Origin of the sequence: Emticicia fluvialis (assembly GCF_024793945.1) — a bacterium.
GTDB lineage: Bacteria > Bacteroidota > Bacteroidia > Cytophagales > Spirosomataceae > Emticicia > Emticicia fluvialis.
In genome coordinates, this window is record NZ_JANUSD010000002.1 from 114,240 (window position 1) to 133,697 (window position 19,458).

At 41.6% G+C, this 19,458-nt stretch carries 19 protein-coding genes and 1 tRNA gene; 13 read left to right on the forward strand and 7 right to left on the reverse strand.

Translation table 11 applies throughout. The annotated features are described in order from the left end of the window. The first annotated feature begins 9 nt into the window (after nucleotides 1-9). Nucleotides 10-1,653, forward strand: a complete 1,644-nt coding sequence (locus NZ848_RS02405; RefSeq protein ID WP_259014203.1) for a serine hydrolase domain-containing protein — start codon at nucleotides 10-12, stop codon at nucleotides 1,651-1,653. A gap of 67 nt (nucleotides 1,654-1,720) precedes the next feature. Here the strand turns inward: NZ848_RS02405 and NZ848_RS02410 are convergent, their stop codons facing one another. The 3 genes from NZ848_RS02410 to NZ848_RS02420 form a co-directional block, all read right to left on the reverse strand. Beyond that, on the reverse strand, nucleotides 1,721-2,098 hold the full coding sequence (locus tag NZ848_RS02410; protein WP_253533710.1) for a co-chaperone GroES: 378 nt from the start codon (nucleotides 2,096-2,098) through the stop codon (nucleotides 1,721-1,723). A gap of 116 nt (nucleotides 2,099-2,214) precedes the next feature. Then, a complete protein-coding gene (feoB, locus tag NZ848_RS02415) occupies nucleotides 2,215-4,323 on the reverse strand; it encodes a ferrous iron transport protein B (RefSeq protein WP_259014204.1) in 2,109 nt (702 codons plus the stop codon). A 37-nt stretch (nucleotides 4,324-4,360) separates the two neighbouring features. Beyond that, a complete protein-coding gene (locus NZ848_RS02420) occupies nucleotides 4,361-4,606 on the reverse strand; it encodes a FeoA family protein (RefSeq protein WP_259014205.1) in 246 nt (81 codons plus the stop codon). 248 nt (nucleotides 4,607-4,854) lie between these two features. Here NZ848_RS02420 and NZ848_RS02425 point away from each other — a divergent pair, with 248 nt between their 5' ends. Genes NZ848_RS02425 through NZ848_RS02445 form a run of 5 tightly spaced genes read left to right on the forward strand, consistent with a single transcriptional unit; the run spans nucleotide 4,855 to nucleotide 7,288 of the window. Further along, complete coding sequence (locus tag NZ848_RS02425) at nucleotides 4,855-5,517, forward strand: heme exporter protein CcmB (RefSeq protein WP_253533713.1); 663 nt, start codon at nucleotides 4,855-4,857, stop codon at nucleotides 5,515-5,517. A gap of 33 nt (nucleotides 5,518-5,550) precedes the next feature. Beyond that, nucleotides 5,551-6,213 carry a cytochrome c biogenesis protein gene (locus NZ848_RS02430; protein ID WP_259014206.1) on the forward strand — a complete coding sequence of 221 codons (663 nt, stop codon included), beginning with the start codon at nucleotides 5,551-5,553 and terminating at the stop codon, nucleotides 6,211-6,213. 33 nt (nucleotides 6,214-6,246) lie between these two features. Further along, on the forward strand, nucleotides 6,247-6,453 hold the full coding sequence (locus NZ848_RS02435; protein ID WP_253533717.1) for a CcmD family protein: 207 nt from the start codon (nucleotides 6,247-6,249) through the stop codon (nucleotides 6,451-6,453). Next, entirely contained in the window at nucleotides 6,450-6,902 is a 453-nt protein-coding gene (locus NZ848_RS02440) for a cytochrome c maturation protein CcmE domain-containing protein (RefSeq protein ID WP_253533718.1), read from the forward strand. The genes NZ848_RS02435 and NZ848_RS02440 overlap by 4 nt, the downstream gene beginning before the upstream one ends. Then, a complete protein-coding gene (locus NZ848_RS02445) occupies nucleotides 6,899-7,288 on the forward strand; it encodes a thiol-disulfide oxidoreductase DCC family protein (protein ID WP_259014207.1) in 390 nt (129 codons plus the stop codon). The genes NZ848_RS02440 and NZ848_RS02445 overlap by 4 nt, the downstream gene beginning before the upstream one ends. Nucleotides 7,289-7,350: 62 nt before the next feature. On the opposite strand, the gene NZ848_RS02450 is transcribed toward NZ848_RS02445, so the two are convergent. After that, nucleotides 7,351-9,636 carry an ATP-dependent helicase gene (locus tag NZ848_RS02450; RefSeq protein WP_259014208.1) on the reverse strand — a complete coding sequence of 762 codons (2,286 nt, stop codon included), beginning with the start codon at nucleotides 9,634-9,636 and terminating at the stop codon, nucleotides 7,351-7,353. Nucleotides 9,637-9,880: 244 nt separating this feature from the next. On the opposite strand from NZ848_RS02450, the gene NZ848_RS02455 reads away from it, so the two are divergent. After that, nucleotides 9,881-12,232 carry a glycoside hydrolase family 20 protein gene (locus tag NZ848_RS02455; protein WP_259014209.1) on the forward strand — a complete coding sequence of 784 codons (2,352 nt, stop codon included), beginning with the start codon at nucleotides 9,881-9,883 and terminating at the stop codon, nucleotides 12,230-12,232. Between the two features lie 181 nt (nucleotides 12,233-12,413). Next, a tRNA-Arg gene (locus NZ848_RS02460) sits at nucleotides 12,414-12,485 on the forward strand. A gap of 377 nt (nucleotides 12,486-12,862) precedes the next feature. Here the strand turns inward: NZ848_RS02460 and NZ848_RS02465 are convergent. Beyond that, nucleotides 12,863-13,732, reverse strand: coding sequence for an SDR family oxidoreductase (locus tag NZ848_RS02465; RefSeq protein ID WP_259014210.1), 870 nt, complete (start codon nucleotides 13,730-13,732; stop codon nucleotides 12,863-12,865). Between the two features lie 136 nt (nucleotides 13,733-13,868). On the opposite strand from NZ848_RS02465, the gene NZ848_RS02470 reads away from it, so the two are divergent. The 4 genes from NZ848_RS02470 to NZ848_RS02485 all read left to right on the forward strand — a co-directional run bounded on the left by NZ848_RS02470 (nucleotide 13,869) and on the right by NZ848_RS02485 (nucleotide 15,847). Beyond that, entirely contained in the window at nucleotides 13,869-14,291 is a 423-nt protein-coding gene (locus tag NZ848_RS02470; protein ID WP_259014211.1) for a winged helix-turn-helix transcriptional regulator, read from the forward strand. A gap of 276 nt (nucleotides 14,292-14,567) precedes the next feature. Then, on the forward strand, nucleotides 14,568-14,951 hold the full coding sequence (locus NZ848_RS02475) for a VOC family protein (RefSeq protein WP_259014212.1): 384 nt from the start codon (nucleotides 14,568-14,570) through the stop codon (nucleotides 14,949-14,951). After that, the gene (locus NZ848_RS02480) at nucleotides 14,941-15,381 is read left to right on the forward strand and encodes an EVE domain-containing protein (RefSeq protein WP_259014213.1); all 441 of its coding nucleotides are present in this window, start codon (nucleotides 14,941-14,943) and stop codon (nucleotides 15,379-15,381) included. The genes NZ848_RS02475 and NZ848_RS02480 overlap by 11 nt, the downstream gene beginning before the upstream one ends. Further along, nucleotides 15,374-15,847 (forward strand): MarR family winged helix-turn-helix transcriptional regulator, encoded by a 474-nt coding sequence (locus NZ848_RS02485; protein WP_101727610.1) that lies wholly within the window; start codon nucleotides 15,374-15,376, stop codon nucleotides 15,845-15,847. The genes NZ848_RS02480 and NZ848_RS02485 overlap by 8 nt, the downstream gene beginning before the upstream one ends. Before the next feature lie 87 nt (nucleotides 15,848-15,934). Here NZ848_RS02485 and cydB read toward each other — a convergent pair whose 3' ends face one another. Both cydB and NZ848_RS02495 read right to left on the reverse strand, forming a co-directional pair. Next, the gene (gene cydB, locus NZ848_RS02490; protein WP_259014214.1) at nucleotides 15,935-16,969 is read right to left on the reverse strand and encodes a cytochrome d ubiquinol oxidase subunit II; all 1,035 of its coding nucleotides are present in this window, start codon (nucleotides 16,967-16,969) and stop codon (nucleotides 15,935-15,937) included. Then, on the reverse strand, nucleotides 16,969-18,339 hold the full coding sequence (locus tag NZ848_RS02495; RefSeq protein WP_259014215.1) for a cytochrome ubiquinol oxidase subunit I: 1,371 nt from the start codon (nucleotides 18,337-18,339) through the stop codon (nucleotides 16,969-16,971). The genes cydB and NZ848_RS02495 overlap by 1 nt, the downstream gene beginning before the upstream one ends. Before the next feature lie 358 nt (nucleotides 18,340-18,697). On the opposite strand from NZ848_RS02495, the gene NZ848_RS02500 reads away from it, so the two are divergent. Further along, complete coding sequence (locus NZ848_RS02500; protein WP_259014216.1) at nucleotides 18,698-19,447, forward strand: LytR/AlgR family response regulator transcription factor; 750 nt, start codon at nucleotides 18,698-18,700, stop codon at nucleotides 19,445-19,447. The last annotated feature ends 11 nt before the right edge of the window (nucleotides 19,448-19,458 follow it).

The following is a 19,458-nucleotide window of genomic DNA, read 5'->3' on the forward strand; positions in this document are numbered from 1 at the left end:
AATTGAACTATGAAAAAGCTAACACTGATTTTATTACTGCCTCTTTTTTATATTACAGCAAACGGGCAAAGCTCAGATTTGGTTAAAACCGATGGTATGGTTAATGCCTTGCACCAGGCCCATGTAGGCCGTATCACTTTTATGAATGGCAACATTCCGCTAGACGCATATAAGGAAAGTGACTTCCTGACCAGTTTTGAGTTAAAGCCCGTCAGCGATTTAAACATCAGGCCTTTTCTGGCCAATTCTATCACCAATTATCTGCACCACCTGGCACCCGGGCTCAGTGAAGAAGAACTCAATAAAAAGGGAAACTATCAGTTCTCTTTTTATGTGGATGGCAGGCTCATTTATAAAGAAAACCTGCATCATGGTGCGGGTCTACGGAAGAGTACCACGACTACGTTCAGAGTGCCATTAACAACTTCGTCAGGTGAAGACTGGTGGGCGGTGTATATGTTTAACCGGTTTATGATGAATGGCGGCGAAACAGCACTTACTGAAGGAGAACACCAGTTCAGGCTTGAAATGCGCCCGTACCTAAACACAGGCGAAATAAAGGTTGGTGATTTAATAGCTCAGGGCGAGCTGAAACTGATTATAAAAACGCCGGTGTTAACTAAAGAGCAGACTGAGATTCAGCCCATTCAACCTAATTCTGGTTGGCAGATTTCTAACGCCGCTATCGACAAACAAAAGATAGAAGGCCTGAATAAGAATATTCATCTCAATAAATTGAAAGAGATTACCGGAATTGTGGTGATAAAAGAGGGGAAACTTTTATTGGAAGAATATTTCAATAAAGAAGAACGAACCACATTGCACGACCCCCGCTCGGTCGGGAAGTCTTTTGCCTCAACCATGATTGGCATAGCCATTCATGACGGATACATTAAAAATGAATCAGAAACCCTGAAAAGCTTTTATGATTTAAAACAGTTTGCCAATTACAGCCCGGGTAAAGACAGTGTAAAAATTAGTGATTTATTGAGCATGAGTTCTGCGTTTGATGCCTCTGACAACAACAGCGATTCGCCGGGCAATGAAGAAAATATGTATCCTACTGCCAACTGGGTGAAATTTGCGCTTGATTTGCCGATGGATAAAGGCAAAGCCAATGGCAAACAATGGGATTATTTTACGGCCGGGGTAGTTGTGCTGGGGGATATACTGCATCGATCGGTACCGGGGGGCTTACAGAAATATGCCGACACAAAACTTTTTAAACCACTTGGCATTAAAAATTACGAGTGGCAATTTACACCACAGCATGTGGCCAACACGGCAGGTGGTTTGCGTTTGTCGGCATTAGATTTTGCCAGATATGGCGAACTGTACCGGAACAAGGGCGTTTATAACGGGAAACAGATATTACCCGGGGAATGGGTTGCTAAAACTTTTACAAAGTATCTGCCTATTCCGGGTAGAACGAATGAGTACTACGGCTATTTGTTCTGGAATAAAACCTATGTTGTGAATGGCAAAAGTTACGAGGCATTTTATTGTACCGGCAATGGCGGTAACAAGATTTATGTTTTTCAGAACATACCACTCACCATTGTTATTACTGCCAAAGCGTACGGCAGGCCTTATGCACACCCGCAGGTTGATAAAATGATGCAAGAATACATACTCCCGGCTGTGCTGAAATAAAACAACCGGAAACGAAAAAAGTCGGGGAGCACCCGACTTTTTTCGTTATAAACCTGCAAGTGAGCAATCAGCCCAAGTCTTCAAATCTTTCCAGCATTAATATAGAGGCCTGCGGCAGAATTACGTATCTTTCGCCTTCATACATTACCTCAATGGCATGTCTTTGCAGGTAAATGGCTAAATCTCCTTCTTGTGCCTGTAGCGGCATATACTTTACTTTTTCTTCAGTTTCTTTCCAGGGTTCGTCTTCGCTCTGTTGTGGTAAGGGATATCCCGGCCCTACTTTTATAATATAGCCAGACTGCACCTCTTCTTTTTCTGTTACGGTTGGGGGCAGGTATAAACCGGTATTTGTTTTATCAGCCGGATTGTTGGGCTTTACCAATACTTTGTCGCCTACGACAATCAGTCTTTTTAATTTGTTATCTGCAGTTACGCCAATCATAAGTCGTTTATATATATAGAAGCACAAAATTAGTAGAAAATACCGGAGTGAAGCCTGGCAATTGCCCGGTTTTCATTCCGGTAGTATGTATCAAACGTTTAAGCAGATAAAAAGGTTTACTTCAGAACCTGATACACAAGCAGCGCAGCTACATAAGCCAGCACCGACATGTAACCCAACTGAATAAGCGGCCATTTCCAACCTTTGGTTTCGCGATATACAGTAGCAATGGTACTCATGCACATCATGGCAAATACGTAAAATATAAGCAATGAAAAAGAAGTGGCTACTGAAAATGCGGGTTGCCCGGTATTGGTGTTAATTTCATTGCGGAGCCTCTCTTTAATAGTAGATTCATCGTCAGGGTCGGCGCCTATGCTATAAATAGTAGAAACGGTACCTACAAATACCTCGCGCGCGGCAAAAGAAGTAATAAGGGCAATTCCTATTTTCCAATCATAGCCCAGCGGGGCAATGGCAGGTTCAATAAACTTACCGAAATGGCCGGCATAAGAGTTCTCAAGGCGTACAGATGCTATTTTTGAGGCCAGGTCTTCTTGCGGAACGGTGGGGTTGTTGGCAATTACCTGTTGTTCAGCCTGAGTCATTTCATCGCCGGGGCCATAAGATGCCAACACCCAAAGCACAATTGAAATGGCAACAATAACTTTTCCGGCTTCAAAAACAAAGGTTTTTACTTTTTCAAGAATCATGAATCCTACCTGTTTCCATCGGGGCATTTTGTAGGTAGGCAGTTCCATAATGAAGTAACTTCTCTCTTTAGATTTCAGAATCAGCTTCATTATCCAACCGGCAATAAGCGCCGAGAAAAAGCCCAGCAGATAAAGGCCCATCAATGCTATACCCTGCAGGTTAAATATGCCCAGCACTTTGGTATCTGGCACAACCAGCGCTATCAGTATAGTATAGATTGGTAGCCTGGCCGAGCAGCTCATTAATGGTGTAACCATAATGGTAATGAGGCGGTCTTTCCAGCTGCCGATGGTTCTGGCCGACATAATTGCCGGAACTGCACAGGCCAAACTGGATATTAATGGCACTACTGATTTGCCGCTCATGCCAAAGCGGCGAATGAGTTTATCCATCAGTACTACCACACGAGCCATGTAGCCAGACTCCTCAAGAATAGATATAAAAGCAAACAGAAAAGCAATTTGCGGAATAAAAATAACCACACCACCTATACCCGCTATCAGGCCGTCGGTGAGCAGGCTTACCAGCGTGCTTTGAGGCAGAACAGATTTCAGCCATTCATTAAGGCCGGCTACTCCCTGGTCAATCATGTCCATAGGGTATTCTGCAAACGAAAAAACCGACTGAAATATGAGGAAAAGAATGCTGAGGAAAATGACGTATCCCCAGATTTTATGCAAAAGAATTTTATCAATTTTTTCTGAAACCGTTTCTTTCTGTTCGCCGGTTTCATCTATTACCTGTGAGAGGGTTCCGCTTATATCATGATACCGATTGATGGTTTCGGCAGATTGAAACTCGTCTGCATTGAAATCATATCTCAAGACCAGATTTTGCAGGTCTTTCTGAGTTTCAGCTCCCAGAAACATCATCTTAGGCGATTGCGCCGCGTATTGTAAAGCCAGGTACTTGTTAGATACATTGTACTTTTTGCGCACCTCTGAAGCTATGTTTTCAGACTTTTCATCAAAGACAGGCAAATTAGCATGTATCCGTTTTACTTCCAGCTGGTTTAAAATGGTATATTTCAGCCCTTCAATACCTATACCCTGGCGGGCGTTTAGTTCTACCACCGGTACACCCAGGATTTTAGATAGTTTTCCCGAATTGATTGATATGCCCATTTCATCGGCCACATCCAGCATATTCAGTGCCAGTATGGTTGGTATTCCCAGGTCGCTCACCTGTTCAAAAAGCAGCATATTGCGTTTCAGGTTAGACGCGTCGGCAACCACAACGGCCACATCCGGGTATTCGGGGTGGTCGGGGTTAGCCAGTACTTCTAACACTACCTGTTCGTCGAGCGAGTTGGGGTAAATGCTGTAAGTACCCGGCAAATCAAGAATTTCAATATCGGTTTTGGAATCTAACCGGCAAAAACCCACTTTTTTATCAACCGTAACACCCGGGAAATTTCCGATTTTCTGGCGAAGTCCGGTCAGCTGATTAAAAAGAGAAGATTTACCCGCATTAGGATTCCCCAGGAGTGCAACAACTTTTTTATCTTTCACCTTACATCCAATAATTTAGTACATCAGGCCAGCGTACTTATGCCTGACCGGGTTTTAACACAATGGTTGCCGCTTCTTTTTTACGGAGAGACAGATGGTAACCAGCAACTCTGATGCCAACAGGGCAGCCCAACGGAGCAATAAAATCAAGGGTAACCTCAGTACCGGGCAGACAACCCATCTCCAGTAATTTTAATGACATAGAGGGGTCTCTGAAGCCATTAATGATTCCTTTCTCTCCAATGTTTAGGTCTGCAACGGTTTTTTCTGAAAACTTCACCATTACTTATTTAGAATTATTTTAAATAGAACGCAAGTTTAACAGTTTTTGTTCGCAAAAAAAAATGATTTTTAGCATACTCTGCACAGGGTAAGGCCTAAGCACCCACAGAGCGGTATTAATACTTGCAATTAATACTTTTTTAATTGGCGTATTATTGAAAAAAGTAACAAAAATCATAAAATGCTAAGCGTTTGCATAGTACATTTGCATAACGATAACACCACATCTGTAATTATTAGTACGGGTACATGCAAGAAATAAAAGCACTGATAGAAAAAGAAATACGTTTAGAATGGCGCCAGAAATATGCCCTTAACGGTATGCTTTTGTATATTATCAGTACAATTTTTGTTTGTTATATGAGCTTTAAGCTGAAAGTAGACGAGATAGAACCCATTACCTGGAACACCCTGTTATGGATAATTCTGCTGTTTTCGGCGGTTAACTCAATCACCAAGAGTTTCACGCAAGAGGGCGCCGGGCGCCAACTCTATTATTATACTTTGGCCAGCCCACAGAGCATCATTCTGTCTAAGATTATTTACAACACCATGTTGATGCTGGTGCTGTCGTTACTGGGTTTTCTGATATACCTTGTTATGATGGGTAACCCGGTTATGAACCTGCCGATGTATCTGGTTTGTCTTGTACTGGGGGCCATCGGCTTTGCTACTACGCTTACTATGGTGGCTGGTATTGCCTCAAAGGCCGAGAATACCTCAACGCTGATGGCTATTCTGAGTTTCCCGATTATTTTGCCCATGCTGATGATGGTTATCAAGTTGTCGAAAAGTGCGATGGATGGTCTGGGCTGGGAGACAAGCTATGATGAAATTGCCATCTTACTGGCTATTGATGCCATAGTGTTGAGCATTAGTTACTTGCTTTTTCCGTATTTGTGGAGAAGCTGACAGGTTTGAATTTGATAATGTTTTGATAGATTTATGAGAAAATCGTGGTGGAAAATTTTATGTGTAGTGCTTTTGTTCTACACAGTTATACAGGGGCTTGTGGGCAAAATACCCCGCCAGCCTATTGTGAACGAGACTTTGAGGAATGTTTATTTTCATGTGCCTCTGTGGTTTGGTATGATGACCCTCATGGCAGCCTCAGTATGGTTTGCTGTTAAATATCTAAGAAACGGAAACGTACAGGATGACGAATATTCGTCTGAGTTTGCTAATACTGCCATATTGTATGGCATTTTGGGCTTTCTGACAGGGGCTTTATGGGGTAACTATACCTGGGGAGACCCGATACCCAAAGACCCGAAAATTATTGCCGTTGAGGTGGGTCTACTTATTTACTCTGCCTATTTTGTATTAAGAAGCTCTTTTGATGACGACCAAAAAAGAGGCCGGTTGTCGGCCGTGTACAATATTTTTGCCTTTGCGGCCTTTATGCCTTTGGTATGGATATTACCGCGAATGACAGACTCATTGCACCCGGGCAATGGAGGCAACCCTGCCTTTGGGAAATATGACATGGATAACAGCGTGAGAATGGTGTTTTACCCTGCTATTATCGGCTGGACACTCCTGGGCGTATGGATGACAAGCCTGAGAATCAGACTGAGAGTTATTAAGCGGTTGAAAATGGAACAATAAAAGTAAAATAGTATTTGTTAAAAATAATAGTATATGAAAAGAATATTAGCTCTGGTAATGATGACTCTGCTGTTTTCGACCAACCTTTTTGCGCAGCAGGAGGTAGAAATGGCCGATAAAATGCGCGCCGATGGTAAAATTTGGGTGGTTGTTGCTGTAATTGGCTTAGTGCTTGCAGGAATTATTACATATCTGGTTTTGTTAGATAGAAAGATTAGTAAAATAGAAAAAGGTTTATGAAAAAATCACATATTATCGCGCTCGGAGTAATTGCGATAGCCGTTGGAATCATTATTTCTACAGTAGGCGACGCCAGTACTTATGTAGGTTTTACTGAAGCCGAATCATTGGCCAAAGAAGGCAACAATAAGTCGATACACGTTGTGGGTACTTTAAAAAAAGACAGCCAGGGTAAAATTGTAGGCATGATATATGACCCGGTAGCTGACCCGAACAGTTTTCAGTTTACGATGATTGATTCGTTGAACCGGGAAGAAAAAGTAATTTATAACCAGCCAAAACCACAAGACCTGGATAAGTCGGAGAAAGTGGTAGTAGTAGGTAGTATGGATTTACAAAACAAGGTATTCCGTGCAGACCAGATATTGCTGAAGTGCCCGTCTAAATACAATAATAACGAGTTGCAGGCAGAAGAAAGTAAGCCTGCGGTTTCTATGACAAAACCATGATTATTCTATTTGATGGTGTATGTAATTTTTGTAATGCCACCATCAATTTTATAATTGATAGAGACGCAAGCGGTGTTTTTAAATTTGCCGCATTGCAGTCGGAGATAGGCCACGGGATTCTGAAACATCATCAGATTGATAGTCAAATTGAACCTAACAGTGTAGTGCTGGAAAAAGAAGGGAAAATCTATCAGAAATCTGATGCAGCACTGGAAATAGCCCGGCACATGGACGGACTCTGGAAGTTACTCTATGTCTTTAAAATTGTGCCTGGCTTTATGAGAGATGCTATTTATGACCTCGTAGCCAGAAACAGATATAGACTAATGGGCAGAAGCGATAGTTGTAGATTACCCACACCTGAATTAAGAGCAAGATTTTTATAAGCAAATATGCCCGGCCAAAAGGTCGGTCATATTCGTTACAGTATCATCATAAAAACCAGATATTACAGGATTCTCAACTTGGCGAAACTCAGTAGTAAAGTTTTTTCTCCCTGCCCGTCAAATACAATAGTCGCTTTTCTGTCCGACCCGTTTACATCCATTTTCTTCACTGTTCCAAACCCGAATTTCGGGTGTTCTACTTTATCACCTTCTTTCAGGTTGCTGGTATCACTTGGCGCGAAATCGCCGGACGGTGTATGTTGCGGTGGCGGAACCGCCTTCTGAACGGGTTTCAGATTAGATATAACACTTTCTTTTTTAGCAAACGAAAGCGTAGAGGTGGGCCTGTCAGTTTTGGCTTGCGTTGATTCATAAGAAACCGTGCGGCTTTTAGACATCTGCAAAAAACGCTTATCTATTTCTTCCAGAAAACGGCTGGGTTCGCAATAATTCAATCGGCCATAATTATACCGGGTTTCGGCGTAGCTCAGTGTCAGTTTCTTTTCTGCGCGGGTAATAGCCACGTAAAACAAGCGGCGCTCTTCCTCCAGATCACTTCGGTTCTGCAGCATCATCTGCGACGGAAAGAGGTTCTCTTCCAAACCCACAATGTAAACATATTTAAACTCCAGACCTTTGGCTCCGTGAATAGTCATTAGGGTTACCCGGTCTGTATCGCCGTCTTCGTCTTCCTGATCGGCCGATGTCATTAACGTAACCGTCTGCAAAAAGGCGCTTAAGGTCTTTTCTTCGTTTTCAGGGTTATCAACAAACTGTTTCACAGAGTTTAATAACTCCTGCACGTTTTCGTAGCGAGATAAGCCCTCTACTGTTTTATCTTCATATAACTCACGCAAAATGCCCGATGTTTTGGCAATATAAGACGCCACCGTGTGGGCATCTTTGCCTTCTTCTATCATAAGTTTGAAACTCTTAATCAGAGTGGCAAAATCGTCAATAGCCTGTGCGGCGCGCCCTGCCACGTATTGATTAATACTGCTTACCACCTCCCAAACCGAGCGGTTATTCTCGGCTGCAGTTACTACTATTTTGGCTACAGTGGTGTCACCAATTCCTCTTTTGGGTAAATTAATGATACGCTTAAAGGCTTCTTCGTCATTCTGATTTATGGTAAATCTTAAATATGACAGTAAATCTTTTATCTCTTTGCGCTGATAAAAAGAAAGCCCACCCACAATGCGGTACTTGATGTTGATTTTCCGCAGGGCCTCTTCAAATGCCCTTGATTGCGCATTGGTACGATACAATATCGAAAACTCGGTGTTTTTTAAGCCATCATTATTTTTGGCTTCAAAAATACTGGTGGCAATCAGCCTTGCTTCTTCGTTGTCTGACGCCGCCTTGATTACCTCAATCTTCGGGCCTTCTTCGTTATCTGTAAAGACATTTTTCTCCAGCTGCTCTTTATTACGTGCAATAACCGAATTAGCCGCACTTACAATCGTTTTGGTAGAGCGGTAGTTCTGCTCCAGTTTTACAACGTGCAATTCCGGGTAGTCGGTTTTAAAATTCAGAATATTCTGAATATTGGCTCCACGAAAGGCATAGATACTCTGGGCGTCATCGCCTACAACGCAAATATTCTGATGTACGGCCGAAAGTTTTTTGGTAATCAGGTACTGCGATACGTTGGTATCCTGAAACTCATCAACCAACACATGCTTAAACTTGTGCTGATATTTGTTCAGAATATCCAGGTGGTCACGGAACAGAACGTTGGTATTAAACAGTAAATCGTCAAAGTCCATGGCATTGGCCTGAAAGCAACGCAGTTGATACGTTTTGTACAAACGGCCAATTTCAGGCATTTTGGCAGCTTTGTCGTCTTCCATGTAAATCGGGTTGGTGGCATAAGCCTCCCATGATACCAGCGCATTTTTAGCGTTAGAAATACGATTCAGTACGTAGTTCGGGCGATACGTTTTATCGTCCAGGCCCATTTCTTTAATAATCGTTCTTATCAGAGATTTAGAATCGTCAGTATCATAAATGGTGAAATCTGAAGTATATCCCAGTCTTTTACCTTCGAAGCGTAGTATTTTTGCAAAAATTGAGTGAAATGTGCCCATCCACAGATTTTTAGCATCATTGCCTATAATCTGCTCAATCCGGTGTCGCATTTCACCGGCCGCCTTATTGGTAAACGTTAAAGACAGAATATTGAAAGGGTCAACCCCCTGCTCAATCAACCAGGCAATGCGGTAGGTAAGCACACGTGTTTTACCAGAGCCTGCACCTGCAATAATCATCAGGGGGCCTTCGCGGTAAGTTACGGCTTCTCGTTGGGGTGGGTTAAGTTTGTCTAAATAATTGTTCTGGTTCTGCACGGAATCAAATTCATTAAATTTGGTGCAAATATAGCTATATCGTGGCTATAAATCTGTATCATTTTTTTTCTGTTGTTCGTTACATGTGGTATGTATCCGTTTCATCAGCAGCAGGTTAATTGCTTTTTGCGATACGTACGCTCAAAACCAAGATTGTCATTCATCTCAAAAAATGCCATTTTAAGGCAGATTTTCATCAATAAGAACTATTTTTGTCCGGAAATAAATAAAACAATCAGTTTGTATGAAAAAAATATCAGGCTACTTATGGCTGCTCATGCTTTCGTTTTCAGCTATTGCGCAAAACAAATATGCCATAATACCAAAGCCTCTGGAATTAACGCCCGTGAACGGAACATTTGTGATTGATGCCCAAACCAGAATCATTATTCCGAAGGGAGGCGCAGAGCAACGCCTTTTGGCAGAAATGCTGGCAGAGCGCTTCACAGAAGCAGGAGGGGTAAATCTGAAAATTGAAGAAGCAGATGTGCCGGATAACCTGATTCCTACCCATAAGGCGATTGTGTTTGCGCCTTTCAAAGAGCAGATATATAACAAAATGCTGGGCAACGAAGATTATATTCTGAAAACTGATGCCAAAGGAATTATACTGGCAGGGGCATCCAGTCAGGGGGAGTTTTATGCCTTGCAAAGCCTTTTGCAATTGTTGCCCCCTCAAATTTTCAGCAGCACCCTTACTAAAGATGTGAAGTGGACAGTGCCAGGCTGCACCGTTTTCGACCGCCCGCGGTATAAACACCGCGGAAGTATGCTGGATGTAAGCCGCCATTTCTTTCCGGCATCTTTTGTGAAGCGTTATATAGATTTACTGGCTTTGCATAAAATGAACCGTTTTCACTGGCATTTAACCGACGACCAGGGCTGGAGAATTGAGATTAAGAAATATCCGAAACTAACCGAAATTGGTTCGAAGCGTAAGGAGAGTATGAAAGGCCACTATACCGACTGGAAGTTTGATGGTACACCTCATGGCGGTTTTTATACCCAGGAAGAGATTAAAGATGTGGTGGCCTATGCAAAAAAGAAATTCATTACCATTATTCCTGAAATTGAAATGCCTGGCCATGCATTGGCAGCATTGGCTTCATATCCTGAACTGGGCTGCACAGCAAAATCATTGAAAGGTACACCTTATGAAGTAACCGGAATATGGGGCGTGCATGATGATGTTTTCTGTCCGAGCGAAAAAACCTTTAGTTTTCTGGAAGATGTTCTGACAGAAGTAATAGCGTTGTTCCCGGGCGAATATGTACATATAGGTGGCGACGAATGCCCGAAAACTGCCTGGAAACAAAGTCAGTTTTGTCAGGACCTGATGAAGAAAGAGGGTCTGAAAGACGAGCATGAATTGCAAAGCTATTTTATTAAGCATTTTGATAAATTTCTGACAGCGAAAGGCAAGAAAATAATAGGTTGGGATGAGATTCTGGAAGGAGGGATATCGCCCAATGCTACCATTATGTCTTGGCGCGGAGTAGAAGGAGGAACGGCTGCTGCCCAGCAAAACCATGACGCCATTATGACACCTACCGGCTTTTGTTATCTTGATTATTACCAGTCAGACCCTACAACTGAGCCGTTGGCCATTGGCGGATATTTGCCTTTAGACAAGGTTTATTCTTATGAGCCTACACCGAAGTCGCTAACACCAGAACAGGCAAAGCATATTCTGGGTGTGCAGGCTAACGTATGGACAGAATATATGCAAACACCTGAATATGTTGAGTACATGGTTTACCCCAGGGCTTGTGCCATTGCCGAAATAGGGTGGACATCGGCCCGGCAGAAAGATTATGAGGATTTCACGGCCCGTTTGAAAACACATTTTGAGCGATTGAAATACCTTGGTGTTAATTATGCCAGAAGTTATTATGATATTTCGGCCTCATCGGCAATGAATGAAAAAAAACAGGTGGTTGTAAAACTGAAATCGGCCGATAAAGAAGCAATAATCAGATATACTTTAGATAACTCTGAACCTACTGCCCAATCGCCTCAATATCAACCATCCGGAGTGGTGATTACCCAGGATGGCAGCATCAGTGCTGCAGCGTTTTCTCAAAAAGGCGAACGACTCGGCAAGGTGCTTACCAAATATTTTTACATTAATAAAGCTACAGGGCGCAAATATACTTTGGTGAACCAACCTAAAAACTATACAGGTGGTGAAACCTACGGCCTGACAAACGGTGTAAAAGGCGAAGCGGCCAACAGTGCCACCTGGGTAGGTTTTGAAGGAAAAGATCTGGATTTAACCATTGATCTGGGCCAGCCAACAACTCTGAATAAAATTTCATTTGCTTTTCTGAGAGCCAGCGCCTCATGGATTATGCTGCCAAAAGAAGCGGAAGTGTCGGTTTCCAACGACGGTAAAACATTTATCAGCTTACAGAAAATAACTATGGGAAATACTGACGAACAAAGCCGGGCGGTTCAACAAATTGGTGTAGCAGCCAATGGTAAGAAAGCCAGATACGTAAGGGTGTTTGCCAGAAACTATGGAAAACTACCCGAAAATCACCCTGGGCACGGTAATCCGGCATGGTTATTTGTTGATGAAATTGCAATTGAATAGATGTTTTTGAATAATTTTTGTGTTTTGAAACAAAAAAATGCTGAAATTTGTATTCAAGAAAGTACGAAGATGGCTCAATACCGAACCATCTTCGTAAATTATAAGACCACGTAGTTCAACGGATAGAGCGAACGTCGCACCGATAGAAGTTTCCTAAACTTTAGAGCTATAAAAATATAAAGACCACGTAGTTCAACGGATAGAATAGAAGTTTCCTAAACTTTAGATCCGGGTTCGATTCCCGGCGAGGTCACTCTTCATAAAATAGAAGTTTCCTAGATTTTAGATGCGGGCGGGACGCGCAGTCTTCGTTCCCGGCGAGGTCACTCTTCATAAAATAGAAGTTTCCTAGATTTTAGATGCGGGCGGGACGCGCAGTCTTCGTTCCCGGCGAGGTCACTCTTCATAAAATAGAAGTTTCCTAGATTTTAGATGCGGGCGGGACGCGCAGTCTTCGATTCCCGGCGAGGTCACTCTTCATAAAATAGAAGTTTCCTAGATTTTAGATGCGGGCGGGACGCGCAGTCTTCGATTCCCGGCGAGGTCACTCTTCAAATCAGTATTGCATTAAAACAAAGTGGCTAGAAGATAAATTCTCAGCCACTTTGTTTGTTTTAGACCTTCACAAATCTAAGCTAATGTTGATTCTATGTATTGTCTGAAAGTTTTTGTCTTTCTACCTAATAAGCGTTCTAAATCACCTGATTGATATTCAAATTCGCCTCCTTCAATTGCCTCTACCCAACCCGTTAAAAATTCAGCAACATTACGAGGGACTCCCTTGGAAACAATCGCCTCAATATATTCTTCTACTGTAATGGTGGTGAAAGGAACAGGTTGCGCTTTTATTTCTGCAAGTATTTTGGCAATGTCAGAAAACGAAACAGAATCACTGCCAACTAATGAATAGGTTTTGTTTTCGTGTCCCGGTGCAGACAATATTTCTGCATGCGCCTCTGCCAATTCATCTCTTGTGGCTGGTGCCATTTTCCCATGGTCTGCAGGTACTTTTATTCCATTTTCATAAGCATTGGAACCATAGTAGAACGATAAAAGGTCTAGAAAAGGCGGGTGGTATACAATAGTATAATCAAGCCCTGAAGATTTAAGTAACTGCTCTGTAAAAAGGTCTGATTCTGTAATTCCCTGCATAACCCGTCCTGAACCTTCTTTACGCATGATTGACATATACACTACGTGCTTAACACCAGCCTGGCGGGCAGCAGTAATGGCATTATAATGTTGGGTAGACCGGTCTGTGAAAGCCACCGCACTTGTAAGCATTACTTTATCAACACCTTCAAATGCACGCAGTAACGAATCATAATCAAAATAATCGCCAGAACGAACCTCAATGCCTTCGGCAGCTAAGTCTTCCAGCCCTTCTTTTTTTCGTGAGAGCCCGATAATCTGGCTTGCAGGAACTCCTTTTTTTAGCAGGTGTTCAACCGTACGTTTTCCAATTACTCCTGTTGCCCCTGTTACAAGTATTTTTGCCATAACGTAATATCTTTTTTTTAATTTAAATGATTAAGTTTGCTTTCTATTTGCAAGTGTAAAGCGAAAATATTACTTTTAATTTGCAAGTGCAAAGTTATATAATTACTTTCAATATGCAAGTGAAAAGATAGAATGTATGAAATCAAATGAAAGGCGCTCCGAGTGCCCAATCAGTTTATCATTAGATATTTTCGGAGACAGATGGTCGCTCTTAATTGTAAGAGAATTAATGCTTTATGAAACCCGTACTTATGGTGATTTTACAAAGTCTGAAGAAAAAATAGCAACCAATATATTAGCGAATAGATTACAGATATTGGAGGAGAATGGGATAATCGTAAAATTGCCATATCCGGACAATAAGGTAAAAGGCCTTTATAAACTTAGCCCAAAAGGTGTTGATTTGATACCTGCTTTAATTGAAATAGCCCTTTGGGGTGATAAATATTTGTCTAGCTCTACTGAATCTTCACCTTTTTTGAAAGAGGTAAAAAAGAACAAACCGAAATTTCTGAAAAATATTATGGAGAAGCTCTGCAAGGACGATAAGGTTAATTAGCTGCGGGCTTGTTTATAAATTGCTTTGTCTATTTTCTTTAAAAGCCAATTTTGGCTCTTTTCTAAGAAAGAACTACCATCTCTGCTGCGAAAACTACAAATCTGGACAATACTGTCAAAAACACGAAAGCCTTCAAAATCAGCAGTTTTGAAGGCTTTCGTGTTTTACTAAGCTGTTGTATTCGGATAATATTTTTCTGTTTGCAGCAGAAAAATAAAAAAAAACTAGCTTATTGTTGTCGCGTATATTATATTTGCGACAACAAAAATAAGCGCAATGAGAAAATTAAATTTTGCATCTCTTCAGGTTAGAGATTTAGAAGCCTCAAAAGTCTTTTACACCGACTATTTAGGGTTTGAGTTATCGGAAATGACTAATCCGGGGGCTTATGTTTTCAGATACAACAAAGGCGATGCAAGTTTTGCGATCAGAAAACCCATTGGAAATTTAGACGGAAAAGAACTGGGCGTTGGTGTGTCTCTTTGGTTTGCAATTGATGAGAAAATCGAAGCATTTCAAAGCCGACTGGCCCATAAAGGAATAGCAATCGTAGGCACTATAAATAACACTCCTTTCGGTAAAACTCTAATAGTTAAAGACCCGGACGGCTACTTTATTACGTTTTTAGAAGAAACTAAAATTATTAACGATGGCAAATAGAAAGGTAAAATACTGGGTAATTGTGGCATCAAAAGACCACGTAAAACGAGGCATTGCCGATGGAATTGCACAAGCCTGCCACGGAAAGGCTGCACCATTAAAGAGAATGAAGAAAGGAGATTTTGTAATTTATTATTCAGGCAAACAAACTTTTGGAAAACCCGATAAATGCCAGCAGTTTACAGCATTAGGAATTGTAATAGATGATGAAACCTATCAGTTTCAGGTTTCTGAAGACATTTGTGCTGCCAGACGCAACATTGAGTTTTCTGAGTGCCAAGACACTTCAATTCTTCCTTTAATAAATGATTTAGATTTTATTCAGAACAAAAAAAGCTGGGGGTATCCGTTCAGATTTGGATTCTTTGAAATTAACCATCATGATTTTAATTTGATTTCATCACAAATGCTTCAACATCATCATGTCTAAAGAAATTGAATTTCACTTTAAAAGTCCCAATGATAGCCCGGGTTATTTGCTAGGCCAGGTAACTATGCTTTGGCAACGGAAGCTAAAAAAGGTATTAGACCCTTTAGACCTGACGCAGACACAATTTGTGTTGTTGGCCACATTAGGGTGGCTTTCAAAAAAAAGTAAGTCGGTAACACAAATAGACATTGCCAACCAAAGTAATGCCGACAGAATGATGGTGTCGAAAGTCCTGCGTACATTAGAAGACAAGCAGTTTATAACACGGCAGGCACATGAAACCGACACAAGGGCAAAAACAATTCGATTGACATCAGATGGTGAAGTGGTTTTGCAGAAAGCGATTATTGAGATAGAAAATGCTGATTTAGCCTTTTTTGCTCCATTAGGTATTGAACTAGCTTCATTCAATAAAAACATGGTACAACTTATTGAAATGAATAATGAGCAAAATAAAAGCCACTAATAAGGTTTTGACGTTACCGGCGGTATGTACTTACAATGTCAATACTTCGCACCATGCGAAGTATTCAATTTCCGGTAACGTCCCTTATCAATAACTTGTCTCATCCAGCTTCACTTTTCCTCTGAAAGTCCAGAATACAAAGCCAGTATATGTGGCCACCAGAGGTACGCCTATCAAGGCAAATAAAAGCATTATTTTCAGAGATTTATCAGTTGAAGAACCATTATGAACCGTGATGCTATAGGCCTCGTTGATACTTGATAAAATGATGTTAGGAAATAAGCCAACCGCTACCAATACCATCAGCATGGCTGTTACAAATGCCGACGACAAGAAGGCGTACATATATTTTCGCCGTGAAATCTGTCGTGTAATATTAGCCACGGCTAAAATAGCCAGTATCGGGAACGCAAACATATAGGGTACCTCCTGATAACGATGTGCCATGTGTGGCACATAAAGCAAAGTAACAACTGAAGTAACGGCAAACATCAGTACAAAAAATATTGTAGTGTTTTTTACCAGTATAGTCAGCTTGGCATATAGCCTGTTTTCGGTTTTCATAACCAGATAAATGGCGCCGTGCATCATAAACAAAGCAAGGGTTGTAAAAGCAACCAGAATGGAGTAGGGGTTAAAAAAATCACTCAGAGTGCCTTTGTAAACGTAGTTCTGGTCTAGTGGCAGGCCTTGTATAATATTGCCTAATATAAGACCTAAAGAAAGAGCCAGCACAATGCTGGAAACACAATAACTGATGTCCCATAGGTTTCTCCACCACCGCATACTTTCCTTAGACCTGAACTCTATAGATATTGCCCTGAAAATAAGCATTACCAGAAATATCATAAATGGCTCATAAAAAGCAGATAAAATAGTGGCATATACAACAGGGAAGCCCGCAAACAGGGCTCCTCCGCCAATAACCAGCCAGACCTCGTTTCCATCCCACACGGGGCCAATGGCATTGAGTGCCTTACGGCGGCTTTCTTCTTTGTTAAAAAACAGGTGCAAGGCTCCGGCGCCCAAATCAAAACCATCCAGAATGGCGTATCCGCTGAAAACCCCACCAACTACTAAAAACCACCATGTGGCCGGATTAAGTCCTAATATCGTTTCCATTACTTTAAAATCGGGTTATCTCGTTTAGAAAATTCAGGCATCAGTTCATCGTTTTCTTCGGGGCCATGCTTTATTTTTTTATTGAGCAGATACAAAAACAAAACAAACAACAGGGCATAAACCAATGTAAATAATATAAGAGAGAACATGACCTGCTCAGCTTTTAGCGATTGCGAAAGCGCGTCTGAGGTCCGTAGTAAATTATACACTACCCAGGGTTGCCGGCCTACTTCTGCCGAATACCAACCCACCTGATTGGCTATTTGCGGTAATAAAACAGACCAGGCAAAAATATGCAGTAACCATTTATGCTGAAACAACTTGCCCCGCCACCACAGAAAAGTGGCTAATAGTGTAAGCCCAATGAGTATCATCCCAATGGTTACCATCAGATGGTAGGTCTGAAATACAAAATTAACAGCCGAAGGGCGGTCTTCTTTTTTGAAGGCATTAAGGCCTTTAACCGGTTTGTTGGTATCCTGATGTATCAGATAGCTTAATCCGGCAGGAATGCTGATGCCTGATACCTGCTGCTTTTTGTTATTTACCCACCCCGCCAGATACATGTCGGCCACTGACAGAGAATCATAATGGCCTTCAAAAGCTGCCAGTTTTGCAGGTTGATTTTTGGCCACCCCGTTTGCCGAATGATGGCCCGTGAATAATTGCAATAAGGAAGCAACAGTAGCAACCACCAGTGCAATTTTAAAGCCCGGTTTGGCAATCTGCAAATGCCTGCCGCGTAAAATGTAATAAGAGTTAACACTCAACACCAGAAACGAACCAGCCAGAAATGCCCCGATGATTACGTGCGAAAGCCTGTCTATGCTTGACGGATTAAAAACCATTTCCCAAAAATTGGTTATTACGGCCCGGGCTTTCATACCTTCGCCTTCTATTCTAAAGCCAGCAGGGGTTTGCTGCCATGAGTTGGCCACTACAATCCAGATAGCCGAAAACATGGAGCCTAGCGCCACCATTAAAGTGGCAAAAAAATGGACTCTCGGACTAACCCTGTTCCAGCCAAAGATAAGTATACCCAGAAAGCCAGACTCCAGCGCAAAGGCAAAGATGCCCTCTGCTGCCAGTGCGCTACCAAAAATATCACCCACATAACGCGAATAAACCGCCCAGTTGGTGCCAAACTCAAATTCCATTACTATGCCGGTAGCCACGCCTATACCAAAAATAAGGGCAAATATTTTTATCCAGAACCGGGTCATTTGCTCATAAACTGGCTTGCCGGTTCTTAAATACAGGCCTTCCATAATTACCATTACAACGCCTAAACCAATACTTAAAGGAGGATATATGTAGTGAAATGCTACAGTAAATGCAAACTGTATTCGCGAAAGTAGTTCGGTATTCATAAACGACTTGTTAGATGTGGCTAATTTCAATGCCAGATGAATAGGAACCAAGAAAAAAACACTTTATTTCTGTAAAGCAGGCCGGTAGCCCAAAAACCTCAGAATCACAGAATTTTAATCGCATTTGATTTGTTTTAGAAGATTGTGGGGTAAACAATGGTAATATTTAAGCCATTAATTTACCTCGCGCCGTGTTCTTCTTTTTTCAATAAACCACTGTTACAGCCTTAAATATTCAGTGAAATGCGGCCATCGGCGTTATTCTAATTTGTTCTCCTTAATTTTGCGACGCAAATTTTTTTTCGCCAATGCCGGGATACACTGCCTGAAAGTGGAAATCCTGACCCCGAAATAGCCGATGACAATTCTTATAGTAGAAAAAACAGAGGATAATTTTAAACTGATAGCAGATACGCTTGCAGAATATTACCCTATGTCTACCCTTAGCCATTGCCGTAGTGTTCAGGAAACACTGGCCTGGCTGGCCGTTAACGATGGTGTGAGTATTGGTTTTTTTGAGGTTGAACTGGCAGACGGACTTAGTTTTGAGGTTTTTCAAGAAATAAACCCGGGCTTCCCGGTTGTGTTTATGTCGGCTTATGACAAGTATTTGTCTCAGGCCATGCCATATCAAGCCATTGATTATCTACGAAAACCCATTGAAAAGGCAGAGTTAGTCAGGATTCTGGATAAATACGAGGCCCTCCGCAAGCATTTTGTAATGCAGGCCAGAAATAATGAAGCTCTAAGTAACAACAACGGTAACCCAGCTAAAGAAAGGCTGATTGTTAAAAAAGGAACAAATTATTATGTAATGCCTGCGATTGATATTGCCTTTATTTATACCGAGGCGCGAGTAGTTTTTTTGATTGATAAAACCGGAGAAAGATACATTGTAGAAAAAAACCTGAGCGAACTTGAATTAGAATTATCAGGCAGGCAGTTTTTCAGGGCTAACCGCAAGTTCATTGTCAGCATTGATGCTATAAAGAGCTTCAAGCCCTCATTTAAGGGCAAGATTGCCATAGAATTAATGCACTTGTCAAAAGCTGAGGTGAGTATCAGTCAGGAAAATGCCGCACAATTCAAGCGGTGGATTGAAGGATAAAAAAACAAAAC